Origin of the sequence: Spirosoma sp. KNUC1025 (assembly GCF_045160025.1) — a bacterium.
Taxonomy (GTDB): domain Bacteria; phylum Bacteroidota; class Bacteroidia; order Cytophagales; family Spirosomataceae; genus Spirosoma.
Genome location: NZ_CP087139.1, coordinates 4,554,773 through 4,569,090 on the forward strand (window position 1 = coordinate 4,554,773; position 14,318 = coordinate 4,569,090).

The window sequence follows — 14,318 nt, forward strand, 5'->3', positions numbered from 1 at the left end:
CGGTAAGAAAAGAGCTGTAATATTAACATTTGTACATCATCAAAATCTTACCCACCTGCAACCTACTAGTATAGCATTTCTTTCTCAAATATTGCTTCTATCATCTGTATTTCCTTACCATACGTAGTGTCTTTCCTCGTACCGAAATATAGTGAATTTTCAAGCTTATTGAAGCCTTCCCATATCAGTTTAACAGTTCCATCATTCATTTCTTTTTGCGATAAAAAATCAGGAATAACAGCAATGCCTTTTCCGCTTTTCAGACAACGAATTATCGAACTCATGTTCGGTACAATGTAATTGGGCTTAAAATCAGGTCGCTTACCAAAATTTGCGTGCCAGAAACGTAGCAAATGCTCCATATCGCCGGTGGTACCGTACCAGATTTGTTGTTTGAGCCAGGCGTGTATTGCCTCCAGGTTTCCGCTGGCAATCGAATCATCCAGTGCCGACGTATCGGTTTCGATACCCCCGATTACCACAATACGTTCCTTAAAAAACGGGCGATATTCCAGTCGTTTATAGTCGCCTTTCTGCGGGGTAATGATAAGGTCGAGAATGCCGTTATCGAGGTCGCTGAGCATCAGCGGGTATTCACCAAACTTAATGATTACGTTGAATGGCAGAGTGGGCAAGTACGATTCCAGCGTGAACTGAAACGTTTCGAAACACATGCCTATGCTGATCGTAGCCCGTTCTTTCTCAGTGGTTTTATGGAAGTGTCGTTCCGCTTCCTGAAGCTTACTGAGCGGTTCCAGTAAATAGTTATATAAAATTTTTGCCCGCTCGGTAGGCTGCATTTTACGAGATGTGCGGTCGAACAGCTTATAGCCTACATACGATTCCAGCGAACTCAGGTGCAAACTCACCCCAGGCTGTGATATGAATAGCGCATCGGCCGCGGCCGTTAGCGAACCCGTTTCATAAATCGTCTTGAACGTGCGGAACCATTCCAAATTAACCATCGGATTATCTATTATTATACTAATACAAAGCTATGATTTATCTTATTTTTCTAATACAACTGGTGCTGGTAATTTTGTAGCTGTACATTTCAACCATTAGATTTTTATGAACACCAACCATATTTTCGTCATCAATGGCGGACAGGTTTTCGGGCATTCCGGCGGCCGATTCAACAAGACCATTTTTGATACCACCATCGATTTTTTTCAGGAGCAGGAAGGTTACGAAGTTCGCTTTACCGATATCAACCAGCCGTACGACCTTAAACAGGAAGTAGCAAACTTTGTATGGGCCGACGTAATCATTTACCATACGCCAATCTGGTGGTTCCAACTGCCCCATGCGTTCAAGAAATATCTCGACCTCGTGTTTACCGAAGGTCACCAGCAGGGCATCTACCGGAATGATGGTCGCTCCTTGGCAAATCCCGCTATAAACTACGGAACGGGTGGTCAGTTGCACGGACGTAACTACATGCTCACTACGTCCTGGAATGCGCCCGAAACGGCGTTTACCTTACCCGGTGAATTTTTCAATCAAAAAAGTGTTGACGACGGGCCGCTTTTCGGTTTCCATCGCATGAATGCCTTTACAGGCTTAGCCCCCCTGAAAAGCATTCATTTTCACGATATTGAAAAGAATGCCGATGTCGAAAAAGAGCTTAAACGCTACCGTCAGCATCTGCAAGCTGTTTTTACTGAGGTGTCTGTTGCGGAGGAGTTGGTAGTTTCTTAGCGGATGTTTGTGTTATAAATGTGGCTTCCCCGGTAAATTTTAGTGGTTCAGTGTGTTGGTAACCGTTAATTTGCAGGCATGAGCTATTGCCAACATCTACTCACGTTAGGGTTGTGTTTTCTGCTGACGTGCCTGACGAGTTTACACGCCCAGAAACGTCAGCTAACGTACCGCGAGAGTCAGGACGATTTCCCGAATCCCGAACGAGGGTTTTACATCCCCATATCGACTTCCTCGGCAAAGTTTGTTCCGCTCGATGCCGTTGCGCTGGCTACCTACCGCACCCAGTCCCGGCGCGTTTCGAAGGCCAGTTATTCGATTTACTGCTCGCTGGTATACCGGGGTTATCGGCTGGAAACATTCAAAGACAGTCCCCTCAGCGAGGGTTTTCTGGAAAAGGTACGAGCTGATTTTGCTATTGCCCGTAGCTCTGGTATCAAGCTCATTCTTCGGTTTGCCTATACCGACAAAGCCACGACGGGCAATTGTCCTGATCAGTATAAAATCTGTCCGCCTTATGGCGATGCGCCGAAAGCGATTGTTCTGAAGCACATTAGTCAGTTGAGCCCTCTGCTGCATGAAAATGCGGACGTACTGGCTGTTTTTCAGATGGGTTTCATCGGCATTTGGGGCGAAAACTACTTTTCCGATTATTTCGGGGATGCCTCTACCAATGGACTTGGGGTTGTGCCGGATAGCAGCTGGCAGGCTCGAAATCAGGTACTGGCGGCCCTGCTACAGGCATTACCGGCCGACCGTATGGTGCAGGTACGTACTCCCCAGATTAAGCAGCGGTTTGTTTACGGTCCGCAGGCACCCGTAACCGCGGCTGCCATGCCTGCCACTATGGGTTTTAGTCAGGCGACCGCTGCCCGGATTGGCTTTCATAACGATTGTTTTCTGGCCAGCCCTGATGATTACGGAACATTTTACAGCGTGGGCAATTCGTCGACCAAACGCGGACCCGCTACAGCGGTGTTACGTCAGTATATGGCGCAGGATAGCCGATACACCGCTGTTGGGGGCGAAACCTGCGATGACGCCTTTAGTCCACAAAATGATTGTGCGCCCCTCGGACGAGCAGAGCAGGAAATGGCGTTGATGCACTACAGCTACCTGAACGCCAGCTACAACAACGACGTAAACAACGACTGGCAAACCAATGGCTGTATGGATAATATTCGTCGCCGACTCGGCTATCGGTTTGTGTTGCGCAGGGCATCATTCCCGGAAGTCGTAGCAGAGCGTCAGCCAGTACAGGTTTCTTTAACCGTTGATAATGTTGGATATGCCTCTCCGTACAATCCAAGGCCAGTACAACTGATTCTGAGAGAGTTAAAAACCGGAACTGTTTATACGATCCCGGTTAAAACCGATGTTCGGCAGTGGTTCCCCGGCTCCCACCAACTTAATTTCTCGATCAGGCTTCCCGACGAATTGAAATCGGGGAAATTTGAGATGCTTCTTAATTTACCCGATGCGTATACGTCGTTAGCCAAAAATCCAGCGTATAGCATCCGATTCGCCAACGACGGGCTCTGGGAGGAACAAACAGGTTTTAACAAATTGAACCACACGCTTACCGTTCGCTGATTGCCAAACTGGTATCACGCTTTAGCAATCATTCGGTCGAATACGGCCCGCTGCTCGTTCATCGACTTTACTTTGTCGGGCGGGTTGGTATGGCATTCGAGAAGTACCCAGCCATTGTAATTCATCTTGACCAGATTCGTCAGCAGTGCCTCATACGGGTAGTCGGTACGGTCCAGCTCGCGAACATGGCAGGTAGCACCGAACCGATCTTTTACCAGATTGAAGTTGGATTCGAAACCTTTCCCATTCAGGTCCTGCGGATTACAATTCCAGCAAATCGTTGCGTTGGGATGGCTGGCCACGTCCATTATCTGTTTGGTAATCGGAAGTTCCTGCGTTTCTTCTCCGTGTACCTCCAGCCGGATTTGCTGTCCCAGGTCGGCACCGTAACGAGCCAGCTCATTCAGGGATTCACCAATCTGAGTTATCGTTTTTTCAACAGGCACTTCTTTATGCAAGGCATTTGGCTTTACTTTCACACCCGTTCCGCCCACATCGGCACTTAACCGAATGAACGCCTTTGCCCGCTCGATGGATGCCTTCAACTGAGCCTGGTCTACGTAATCGAACTGCTGATTTGTGCCAAGTCCTACGAGTTGAACCGGACTGTCGGCGAACCGCTTTTTAACGTCCCGACGTTGGGCTGCGTTCAGTTCGGGCATTACGTTATGAGCATGTTCTACCCGCAGCTCGACACCCAATATGCGCGTATCGGCACAATTCCGGATCAACGTCGGCAAGTCCCAGTCTTTCCCCCACAGATACGTAACAAACCCCAGTTTGACCGCAGCTTTTGCTGGTTCAAAAGCAAAGGCCGTTTCAGCCAGCAGGGACGTACCGGCCAGCAGAGCCAACTCTTTCAGGAATGTTTTTCTATCGATACCCGCCATTGACATTGAGGTTAAGTAGTTGCCCAAAACGGACCCGTATGCTGATAAAGTTTACCCCTACGTAATGTTACTTACCCATCGCTAAAACCCTTACGGTCTCGAAGGCGCCGGATACCACGTAACAGACTCAACTTTACGACTGACTAAAGAGGTCGATCAACCATGAAATCGCATCAGGCGAGTGTAGCCTAGCGGTTGATTCCAGCGTCATTCGGGCCGTATCGGCGGCTCTTGCACGCATGTTTTTTTCGTAGTGAGCAATGGCGGATCGACAGTCGGAAAACTCATCACTGGTTAAACTATCGCTTAGTTCCAGCGCATCCAGCATGGCCATATTGACACCCTCTCCCGCATAAGGCGGCATTAAATGAGCGGCATCGCCCAGCATTGTCACGTTGGGCCGTGCTTCCCAGGATTGATCCAACGGCATACAGTACTGAGGCCGTGGTATAAAATGGGGGTCCGCTGCTTCAATCATCTCTGTCCATACGCTATCCCAACCCGCAAATTCAGCTTTAAACCAGGCGACTACCTGCGCTTTATCCGTAAAGTCAATTCCGCAATCCCTTACCCAATGCTCATCCGTTTTGCAGCCTGTATAAAACGTTAAACTGCCGTCGCCCTTGGCGCTAACGATTAGTGATTTACTATCCCCAAAGGCAAATACTTTTCCGCCTTTTACCAGTTTGCTGGCACGTGGAGCAGCTCGTTCAGCCTCGTAAACCGCCCCCTCTACGATGGTTATTCCGGCGTAAAACGGCTTAATCGACGTACTGTACGGGCGGATTCGGGAGTTGGCCCCATCGGCAGCAATGACAAGATCTGCTTCGGCCGACGTACCATTTTTGAAGGTAAGTTTCCAGGCATCACCTACCGGAGTCATAGACACAAACTGACTGTTCCAGATGACCGTATCAGTCTTCAAAGAATCCAGCAGCAGTTTCCGCAGCGGCCCCCGGTCAATTTCCGGCCGATTTTCTTCATACAGCTCACTTTCATGATTGTCTAAACGGATAACACCCTGTTTGTCAATCAGGCGCAGTTTATCGGCACCGGGCCGGTAAGCAGCCTGAAAAGCCTCCATCAGTCCGGCCCGGCGCAGGGCTTCCAACCCCGATTCTTCGTGCAAATCAAGCGTAGCGCCCTGCACACGAGCCTCTTTCGTTACGTCCCGTTCATACACGTTTACCCGTGCACCACTTTGTTGTAAAAGTCTTGCCAGCGTGAGTCCACCAGGACCGCCACCGACAATGGCAATTTTTTTATCGTTAATCAACATCGCTGAAATTGTTGTTTAATTCCAGCGCAAACCTAGGACTTCGGCAAGGTCGAAAATTGAATAAATCGGTCGTTCTGATTCCTGCTTAATTCTTTAGGCGCTACACCCGCGTACTTTTTCACATCCCGAATAAAATGAGCCTGATCGGCAAAGTTCTGTTCGGGAAATAGCTTGCCTTCTTTAATGTGCTGGAACGAAGCTCGAAAGCGCAGGATGGTACAGTAGGCTTTCAGCGAAATGCCAAATCGCTGATTAAAATAGCGATTGATCTGTCGACTGCTCCATGAGACGGTTTCCGAAAGCTCTTTTACGGGTATCGCCCCATTGGTGGTATAGATCAGGTCAAACAATTTCCGTTTCCGTTCGTCAATGTTCCGGTCCAGACGAGCGGCCATTGTGTCCGAAGCCTTTGCACAGAATTCGCTGAAGTCCTGTAAATCGTTGGCCGTAAACCCAAAAAAGTCGGCAGGCAGATCGCTTGCGGTATTCAGAAAAGGCGCGATGTGGGTATCCAGAACATATTCGACAGCCAGTAATTTCAGGCTGATGGCAAAATTTACTGTATTCGGTAAGATCGTGCTTTTCCCCGGCTCGCTCTCCAGCCCCAGTAGCGTAACATGATACGGTTCGGTGGCCGAAATCGAAAAGAAAATATCGATTCGCCCATCCGGCAAAATGATCACCTCCTGTTCTTCATCCGAGTGGTTAGCCAGCATCCAGAAGCTCTCCACAAAATCTGACAGTTCAGGATTGGGCTTAATGACTCTGTACTCAATATCGTGAATCGCCATGTTGCTTTCAGAGACGTATCGTCATACAACCCGCTACGTCAAAAGATGGTTGAGTAAGCCACAACAGGTGCATGAGTACCTGCTTCCTATGCCTGTTAATTCTTCGTGAGCCTATTCTGCTACTTCAGGTACGTATCGAGCCAGTCGAAAATAGCTTTCTGATTGAACTCACTATCGAACATGGGGCCGTAATGCGGAGCGCCGGGCACAATGATGAGTCGGTTTTTAACCTGAGCCAGAGTCAGCCAGGAACTCAGCAACACCGACTGATAGGCTGGAACCGATTCGTCTTTTTCGCCCTGAATGATCAGAAATGGCGGATCGTTTTTATCAATGTACGTAACGGGACTGGCAATTTTCGCCAGATCAGGCCGACGCAGGGGCGACGCACCCAACAACGTCTTCATGGGGTCAGCGGCTGCGGTATCCGCCAGGGACGCATTCCGTGGCAGCAAAGCCAGAAAATCGGCCGGACCATAAAAATCAACAACGGTTTTGATCCGAAACGACGGCTTCTTCCGGTTGACGTAAAAATCCGGGACAGGGTTATTGTTCGACAAGGCCAGTAAAGAGGCCAGATGTCCACCCGCCGAAAAACCCACTAAAGCAATCCGATTTCGGTCGTATCCGTATTTAGCGGCATTCTGATACAGAAACTCCACCGCCTGATTGCAGTCCTGAATCAGAGCCGGAAAGGGGGCCGTGGTACTGTACCGATAATCGATGGATGCGAAGGCATATCCTTTTTCCAGAATCGAACGTACCGTATTTTTCATGTAGCTCATGTCGGCATATTTGTCGTTGAGCATCCAGGCACCCCCATGTACCCAGATCACCAGGGGCGGATTGGTACCGGTTTTAGCGGGCAGGTAAATATCCAGCAGGTGTTTTTTCAACGTATCACCCGCATACGCTACGTTGGCAATGAAACGGGTGTCTGCCGGAAAGATCGACTTGACGGGATTGCCCCCTGCCCCCGACTGGGCATTGCCGCCAGCAGCAGACAGGATAAAGCAACGTATTTTAGGGTTCGGGTCAACATAACTTCGGAATGAGCGTTTGGGTAGTAGGTAAATGGGTTGGAAAGATACGGCTCTCCGGCTTACGCTTCGATTAGTTTAGTGGGTTGTATCACGTAAAATCGGATTATTTTCCACAACTTTCACATGGAAACGCGGTCTGTCAAAAGCAGTTCATTTCATTACGTACTGCAACAGACGACACCGCTCTCTGTTACCCCTGTCAAATGATTAAACCCATAACCATAAGCGATTTTTTAGGGCTCAATCTCGCTGTGCCGCTGGCCGATGTGCGCACCCCCGCCGAGTTTGAGCAGGGCCACATTCCGGGGGCGTTTAACCTGCCTCTGTTCAGCAATGAAGAGCGCGTACAGGTGGGCACTACGTATAAACAGGTTGGCCGCGAAGAAGCTATTTTACTGGGCTTCGACCTGACAGGCTCAAAGTGGTCGGGTTTTATTAAACGGGCACTGGTTATGGCCCCCGACAAAAAAATTGGCGTTCATTGCTGGCGGGGCGGTATGCGAAGCGGAGCCATGGCCTGGGCACTGGATCTGTACGGCTTTGAGGTTTATCTGATTGAAGGGGGATACAAGCAGTATCGGCGTTGGGTGTTGAACCAGTTTGAGGCTCCTTATTGGCTTTGGATACTGGGCGGCATGACGGGTTCCGGCAAAACCAGAATCTTACATCAGCTCAACGTGCTGGACGAGCAGGTAATTGATCTGGAAGACCTTGCCCAGCACCAGGGTTCGTCGTATGGCAGCATGAACAAACTGGTGCAGCCTACGCAGGAACAATTTGAAAACAACCTGGCTGACCAGTTAAAAAACCTGGATAAAACCCGCAAAATATGGGTGGAAGATGAAAGCCTGATGATCGGGAAACTCGTAATTCCCATTTCCTTCTGGCATCAGATGCGGGACGCCCTGCTGATTGATCTACAGGTCGATCTGGAGCAACGTATCAGCGCACTGGTTGAGGAGTACGGCAAACTGGACAAAGACTTTCTGATCGCCTGTACCGAACGTATACACAAGCGACTGGGGCCGCTCCAAACCAAACAGGCCATTGCCGCCATTCGTGAAAACCGCATGAGCGATTTTATCCGGCAGGTGCTTGTCTACTACGACAAAACCTACCGAACCGCGCTGACCAAACGAAAACCCGATCAGCTTGTTTCCGTTGTCATCACCAGCGATAATCCAGCCGAAACTGCACGCCAGTTATTAACCGTTACGTCTACACTTTCTTTACCCGAACAGGCCGTTCAAGCCGATGGATACAACAACATTTAAACTCACGCAGTACTCGCATGGTGCGGGATGTGGCTGTAAGATCAGCCCTGCTATTCTGGACAAAATACTGCATAGCCCCCTCGCCGTACAACCCGATCCGCGGCTGCTGGTTGGCAACGATAAACGAGACGATGCGGCCGTACTGGACATGGGAAACGGTACGGCGCTGATCTCGACAACCGATTTTTTCATGCCCATCGTGGATGACCCGTATGATTTCGGACGTATTGCCTCAGCCAACGCCATCAGTGATGTGTATGCCATGGGCGGCAAACCCGTTCTGGCCATAGCCATTCTGGGCTGGCCCATTGATAAACTCCCGCCCGACGTAGCGCAAAAAGTGCTGGAAGGGTCAAGGGCTATCTGTGCGGAAGCCGGTATTACGCTGGCGGGTGGTCATAGCATCGACTGCCCGGAGCCGGTTTTCGGATTGGCCGTCAACGGCATGGTGAATATCCCCCAGCTCAAACAGAATTCAACGGCCACGGCTGGCTGTTACTTATACCTCACTAAAGCTCTTGGCGTCGGTATTTTGTCGACGGCTCAAAAACGCGGAGTTCTGTTACCCAACGATGCGGCCACTGCCCTGAAAAGCATGGTTACGTTAAACAAACTCGGTGAAGTATTTGGGCAGCTTGAGGGCGTTAAAGCCATGACCGACGTAACGGGGTTCGGCCTGTTGGGGCATCTTTCTGAAATGTGCGAAGGCAGCGGTCTTTCGGCTGTTATCGAATTTGATAAGGTGCCTGTTATCGACGGGCTGGATTATTACCTCGACCAGAAATGTTTTCCCGGCGGCACCCAACGAAACTGGACTAGTTACGGCCACAAGGTTGGTACGCTGACCGATAAACAGAAATATATTCTGGCCGATCCTCAAACCAGCGGTGGTCTACTGGTGGCCGTATCACCCGACAAGGCTGCAGAAGTCGAGCAATTATTACAGGATCAGGGCTACCCCCATCAGCGCCTGGGCTGGCTTAAACCTCAGGAAAATGGGCCGCTGATTTCGGTAGTCTAAACGCACTGAAGTGCCAACTTTCGGGTTGGCACTTCTCAGCCGCTCCAACGCGATCTTTTGGCAGTTCAACCGTTCGAATTGTCAGTTCAGGCAGACAGGTGCTGGACAGCCCGACGCAACCCTTCAACTTTGGTGCAGTAAACAACAAAAAACTACACCATGAAGAATCTTCTCTCACTCTTTGCTTTTTCTCTGTTACCATTTAGCCTTCTCGCCCAGTCGAAACCCGTAGCCCGTAAGGCAGTTCCGGCGAAACGTCCCGCAGCGACCCATGTTGCGACAACTGCACCGGCAAAAAAGCAGGCGCCAGCGACTAAGCTCGCTTCAACTCCCCCTGCCAGTACCGCCCCTGCTCCACAACCTCAGGCTCGCCAGGAACAACCCGTTGCTGCCTACGTAGCACCCGCCCCTCAGGCGGCTCCATCCAGTCGTCCGGCGGCCCGGCCTGTAGCACCCGTAAGCACGTATGAAAGTCGTTTCCGGATTGGCTTCCGGGTTGGTGGAAATTCCTCAACCATTGGCGGGATTGACCCCGAAACGTTTGGCATTGGCGTTCAGGCAAACCGCGTTATGGGATTCCACGGTGGTGTGCTGTTCAATTTTGGCGGTCCCAGTTTTTCCGTACAACCCGAGATTCTTTATACGCAGTACGGCATCAAAATGACCGCAGGCTCCGATTATCTGCAACTTAAATACAGTATTATTGAAGTGCCTGTGCTGTTAAAAGCGTCGTTTGGTCAACCCAACCTCCGGTTCTTTATTAATGCCGGTCCGGTAGCAACTTATACGCTGGGCGGTACGCTTTCGGCTCTGGAAGGCGGTCAATCCGGTTCGCAAAAAATCGACATGACCAACGAAGGCCGTCTTTCATACGGCGCATCGGGCGGTGCGGGTGTAGCCATTCAGGCTGGGCCCGGCGCGGTGCAACTGGAAGCCCGCTACTCCTACCTGTTTTCGACTAATGATAATGGAACAAACCTGCACCCACAAAATGCCATGCTATCGGTCGGCTATCTGATCCCACTGGGCGGGCGTTAATCAGTAACAAATCGCTGGCTAACTTCCCAAACGCTTAGAACGTTTGGGAAGTTTTTGTTTACACTAATGGCCGTTAACTTGCCGGTCTAACTTCCGACAGGATACCCGTTTGTATGGATGATTTAGCCCTCATACACCTTGCCCGCGACCCGGTGATGGCCCGCCTGATTGCCGAGACGCCCGCACCGAAAATTTTTAACGACTACGCCGGTGATGTGTATTTATCGCTACTGGAAAGTATTGTTTCTCAGCAAATTTCAACAAAAGCGGCTGATGCTATTTTCACCCGGTTTCGGGCGCTTTTCCCCGACAAGTACCCTTCGGCTGATGCGCTCCTGCTAAAAACCACCGACGAACTACGTAGCGCGGGGTTGTCGTTTCAGAAAATCAAGTATCTGCAAAGCGTGGCCGAATTTTCACTTATCCATCCGATGGATCAGGCTCATCTGGATGTAATGACCGATGAAGAAATAGTACAGTACCTGACGCCCATCAAAGGCGTGGGACGCTGGACGGTAGAAATGTTGCTGATGTTTGTCCTCAACCGGCCCGACGTATTTCCGATTGATGATCTGGTCATTCGGCAGCGGATGATACGGGCTTATGCTGAGCAAACCGAAGGTCTGTCAGGTCGTGCACTTTATACCGTTCTGCACGAAATTGCGGCAAACTGGCGACCTTACCGAACAACAGCCTGCCGGTATCTCTGGCGCTGGCTGCCAGAAAAATAAAGTAGCTTGTGCCCTATCCTATCAGTCGGCTTCCGTAATTTTTTGTTTATGCGCCTTTCCCCAGTTAATCATTTCCTGAATCACTCCGCTCAGCGATTTGCAGTAAGCGGTAGATGTGTATTCGACTAGCACCGGCGAATCAGGATAGACCGTCCGAACGATCAGTTTATTGATTTCCAGCTCCTTCAATTCCCGCGAAAGCATCCGCGTCGTGATACCCGGAATACTTCGTTCGATTTCGCGGAAACGGCGATTCCCGTTACAGATGGAGTTGATAATGGGCAGTTTCCACTTACCCCCAACTACGTAAATGGTATCCTGTAAGGCCTTGACTTCTTCGGGTTGGCTACGTACCGAGGCTTGGTCTGTCATAGATATCGATTAGTATACCCTGTGATACTGGTTACAAAGGTATATCAAAAGTCGATTAGTTTTGCACCTGTATTGAATTCATCAAGAACATGAGCAAAACCATTTTTATTACTGGCACCAGTTCAGGGCTGGGAAAAGCCAGTGCCCGGTTTTTTGCCGAGCAGGGCTGGAACGTAGCAGCCACCATGCGGACACCCGAAAACGAAACCGAGCTAACAAAGCTCGACAATGTGCGTGTTTTTAAACTCGACGTAACGAATCTGGACCAGGTACAGCAGGCGACCCAACAGGCCATCGATGCATTCGGCACCATCGATGTCGTACTCAACAATGCCGGCATGGGTACGTACGGAGCGCTGGAACTGGCTACCGAAGAAGCTATCGACTGGCAGTTTGCCGTAAACACGCGCGGCCCGATCAATATGATCCGCGCTTTTCTGCCCCATTTCCGGGCGAACGGTGGGGGTATGTTTATCAACGTGAGTTCGTTTATGGGGCTTACAACGGCCGTTCCTCTGGGCTCGCTGTATAACATGTCAAAATTTGCCCTGGAGGGTCTGACGGAAGGACTTTATTACGAACTAAAACCATTGAACATCGAGCTGCGGCTAATTGAACAGGGCGGCTCGACCGACAATAATTTTGCCAATGGTATAACCTGGAATACTAATCCCGACATCACTGTTTACGATAAATTGACTGATAAACTAAAGCAGCTGATGAACAGTACCGACAGCAGCCTGCGCGACGATACCCTGACGATTGTAAGGGAAGTGTATAAGCTGGCAACTGGCGAGAGTACTACGTTCCGAACAGTAATTGGTGATGTTGGCAATCAATTGATTTCCATGCGTAACGCCATGCCGATAAACGATTATCTGGAAAAAATAGCGTCAAATTTTGCCTGACTATAAGCGGAGATGCACGAAGATCCCCCGTGGCATCTCCGCTTATGATTAGATCAATCCGGCACCACTAAGTATGGCCGCGGCACTAAGTATCGCATTTACTTTATCGGCAATGTCTTTTATCGTTGTCGCAATTTTAGCCAGATCTGCCGAGGTCTGGTTTATTTTGTCTGATAATTCCTGAAGCTGGCCTGCCTGCTCCCGAAGGCTGTCCGACTGGTTCTGTAGATCGGCCAGCAGCAGATCGGCGGCCAGATTATCCAGCAATTTGACTCCCTTTCGGATTTGGCTCAGCTCTTTGGACGAATGCGGTTTCTCCAGTTCGTCGGCCAGCTCGCGCTTGGCGTCGTTCACTTTCTGAAGGGTGGCTAAAACTGTCGATTGCATCATCGTGATTCAGGCGGTTAATGACTAATCTGTTGATACGTACTTTGTAAATCCCGAACAGCCTGATACAGACCAAACATCTCTTTGCCAACGCTGATCAGTTTTTGCTTCTGCCGCAGTTGATCCGTCAGTTCGTTGTGTGCCGAGCGTAGTTTTTGCAGCGCCAGAATCGATTGCCCATTCATTTTTTTCAGGTGGTCGATCTGTTCAACCAGCGCCAGTGTTTCGGAAGCAAACTGATACCGTTCGTACTGGGTTTTATCCGACAACTGGACCAGCAGCTGGTTGTTAAATGTCTGCACATCCTTTTCCAATTCCTGAATATACGTAGCGGTGTGCGTCGCCATCATTTCCTCCATGCTTTTTGTCAGAATGTTGATAAGCGTATCACCTGCCTGTACGTAGCGTTTTAGTGCAGCAGTCTGCTTATAGCCAACATATCGCCCTCCTACTTCCCGCAAGGTCAACCCAACAATTGAGCCAATAAACGGCAACCCAACGTTGGGCTTAACGACCGTATTGTACCGACTGGTCAGCGAATCCAGCGATGTACCCAGGGTCTGGGCATTCGCGCCGACATCCCTGGCAAAATCCGGCGACGAGAGTTTTTTCAGCGCAGTTGCATAGTCTGTAATCGTCTGAATGCCAATATCTAATCCCTGAATAGCTTCGCTTTCCCCCTTTTTCTGTGCGTACAACTTACTGATATCCTTGAAGGTCAGCGGATTCTCTTTATCCGAGTTCTGACTGGCAATGAGCGTCCGGTCTTTATACCGAAGCACCAGAAATTCAGCGAGAACCTTGCTGGGGTAATCGGAATAATGGGTCGTTACGTCTGCATACTGATTGATGGCGGCCACCTGACTCGGTGTCAATGTTGCACAGCCAGATAAGCCTGCCAGAACGGGCATACATACGACAAGCCAGGAACGATTACTCATGCGGATGAACCGGTTTATTATAGGATAAGAAGGGCACATAGTAAAACTAGTTCTTTACCCATCACCCGACTGTACCTTTTTAGCAAGCGGTCGTATCGGTTACGGCAAGCCCGATTCGGGACACAAGTTGCGGATACAACAGGAAAATCAGCCACGTAAACCGTACCGAATTGGACTGATTTTCGCGGATGACAATATCCTATAAATTGCCGAGAAAATGATATAGATATTGCCCTAATTTTTAGCCTTATTTTGAGCTTGATATACAATCTGATCATTGATCAACCCGATTGTTTGTTTTTGACCGATTGCACCTGACAACTCGCTCACTCAACAGAACCCTCGTCTC

Annotated in this window: 16 protein-coding genes; 8 read left to right on the plus strand and 8 right to left on the minus strand. The window is 49.8% G+C overall.

What is annotated here, in order from left to right:
• Positions 1-65: 65 nt before the first annotated feature.
• On the minus strand, positions 66-965 hold the full coding sequence (locus tag LN737_RS20035; protein ID WP_405511598.1) for a LysR family transcriptional regulator: 900 nt from the start codon (positions 963-965) through the stop codon (positions 66-68).
• Between the two features lie 106 nt (positions 966-1,071).
• Between LN737_RS20035 and LN737_RS20040 the strand changes: the two genes are divergently transcribed.
• Positions 1,072-1,701 carry an NAD(P)H-dependent oxidoreductase gene (locus LN737_RS20040; protein ID WP_405511599.1) on the plus strand — a complete coding sequence of 210 codons (630 nt, stop codon included), beginning with the start codon at positions 1,072-1,074 and terminating at the stop codon, positions 1,699-1,701.
• Between the two features lie 78 nt (positions 1,702-1,779).
• Positions 1,780-3,294: a DUF4832 domain-containing protein gene (locus tag LN737_RS20045; RefSeq protein ID WP_405511600.1), complete on the plus strand. Its 1,515-nt coding sequence runs from the start codon at positions 1,780-1,782 to the stop codon at positions 3,292-3,294.
• A 14-nt stretch (positions 3,295-3,308) separates the two neighbouring features.
• Here LN737_RS20045 and LN737_RS20050 read toward each other — a convergent pair whose 3' ends face one another.
• The 4 genes from LN737_RS20050 to LN737_RS20065 form a co-directional block, all read right to left on the minus strand.
• Entirely contained in the window at positions 3,309-4,184 is an 876-nt protein-coding gene (locus tag LN737_RS20050) for a sugar phosphate isomerase/epimerase (protein WP_405511601.1), read from the minus strand.
• A gap of 133 nt (positions 4,185-4,317) precedes the next feature.
• Positions 4,318-5,463, minus strand: a complete 1,146-nt coding sequence (locus tag LN737_RS20055; RefSeq protein ID WP_405511602.1) for an NAD(P)/FAD-dependent oxidoreductase — start codon at positions 5,461-5,463, stop codon at positions 4,318-4,320.
• Positions 5,464-5,495: 32 nt separating this feature from the next.
• Complete coding sequence (locus LN737_RS20060; RefSeq protein ID WP_405511603.1) at positions 5,496-6,254, minus strand: AraC family transcriptional regulator; 759 nt, start codon at positions 6,252-6,254, stop codon at positions 5,496-5,498.
• Positions 6,255-6,373: 119 nt separating this feature from the next.
• Positions 6,374-7,150, minus strand: a complete 777-nt coding sequence (locus tag LN737_RS20065; RefSeq protein WP_405511604.1) for an alpha/beta hydrolase — start codon at positions 7,148-7,150, stop codon at positions 6,374-6,376.
• Here LN737_RS20065 and LN737_RS20070 point away from each other — a divergent pair.
• From LN737_RS20070 to LN737_RS20090, 5 genes are all read left to right on the plus strand, one after another.
• Entirely contained in the window at positions 7,139-7,309 is a 171-nt protein-coding gene (locus LN737_RS20070) for a hypothetical protein (protein ID WP_405511605.1), read from the plus strand. The genes LN737_RS20065 and LN737_RS20070 overlap by 12 nt on opposite strands.
• A 191-nt stretch (positions 7,310-7,500) precedes the next feature.
• Entirely contained in the window at positions 7,501-8,571 is a 1,071-nt protein-coding gene (mnmH, locus tag LN737_RS20075; protein ID WP_405511606.1) for a tRNA 2-selenouridine(34) synthase MnmH, read from the plus strand.
• Positions 8,552-9,592: a selenide, water dikinase SelD gene (gene selD, locus LN737_RS20080; RefSeq protein ID WP_405511607.1), complete on the plus strand. Its 1,041-nt coding sequence runs from the start codon at positions 8,552-8,554 to the stop codon at positions 9,590-9,592. Before mnmH ends, selD begins: the two co-directional genes overlap by 20 nt.
• Before the next feature lie 159 nt (positions 9,593-9,751).
• Positions 9,752-10,630: a porin family protein gene (locus LN737_RS20085; RefSeq protein WP_405511608.1), complete on the plus strand. Its 879-nt coding sequence runs from the start codon at positions 9,752-9,754 to the stop codon at positions 10,628-10,630.
• Positions 10,631-10,743: 113 nt separating this feature from the next.
• Positions 10,744-11,361: a DNA-3-methyladenine glycosylase gene (locus LN737_RS20090; protein ID WP_405511609.1), complete on the plus strand. Its 618-nt coding sequence runs from the start codon at positions 10,744-10,746 to the stop codon at positions 11,359-11,361.
• A 21-nt stretch (positions 11,362-11,382) separates the two neighbouring features.
• Here LN737_RS20090 and LN737_RS20095 read toward each other — a convergent pair whose 3' ends face one another.
• Positions 11,383-11,733 (minus strand): helix-turn-helix domain-containing protein, encoded by a 351-nt coding sequence (locus tag LN737_RS20095; protein ID WP_405511610.1) that lies wholly within the window; start codon positions 11,731-11,733, stop codon positions 11,383-11,385.
• Positions 11,734-11,822: 89 nt separating this feature from the next.
• Between LN737_RS20095 and LN737_RS20100 the strand changes: the two genes are divergently transcribed.
• Entirely contained in the window at positions 11,823-12,641 is an 819-nt protein-coding gene (locus tag LN737_RS20100) for an SDR family oxidoreductase (RefSeq protein WP_405511611.1), read from the plus strand.
• A gap of 48 nt (positions 12,642-12,689) precedes the next feature.
• Here the strand turns inward: LN737_RS20100 and LN737_RS20105 are convergent, their stop codons facing one another.
• Positions 12,690-13,031 (minus strand): hypothetical protein, encoded by a 342-nt coding sequence (locus LN737_RS20105; protein WP_405511612.1) that lies wholly within the window; start codon positions 13,029-13,031, stop codon positions 12,690-12,692.
• Positions 13,032-13,045: 14 nt separating this feature from the next.
• The gene (locus LN737_RS20110) at positions 13,046-13,969 is read right to left on the minus strand and encodes a hypothetical protein (protein WP_405511613.1); all 924 of its coding nucleotides are present in this window, start codon (positions 13,967-13,969) and stop codon (positions 13,046-13,048) included.
• Positions 13,970-14,318 lie beyond the last annotated feature (349 nt).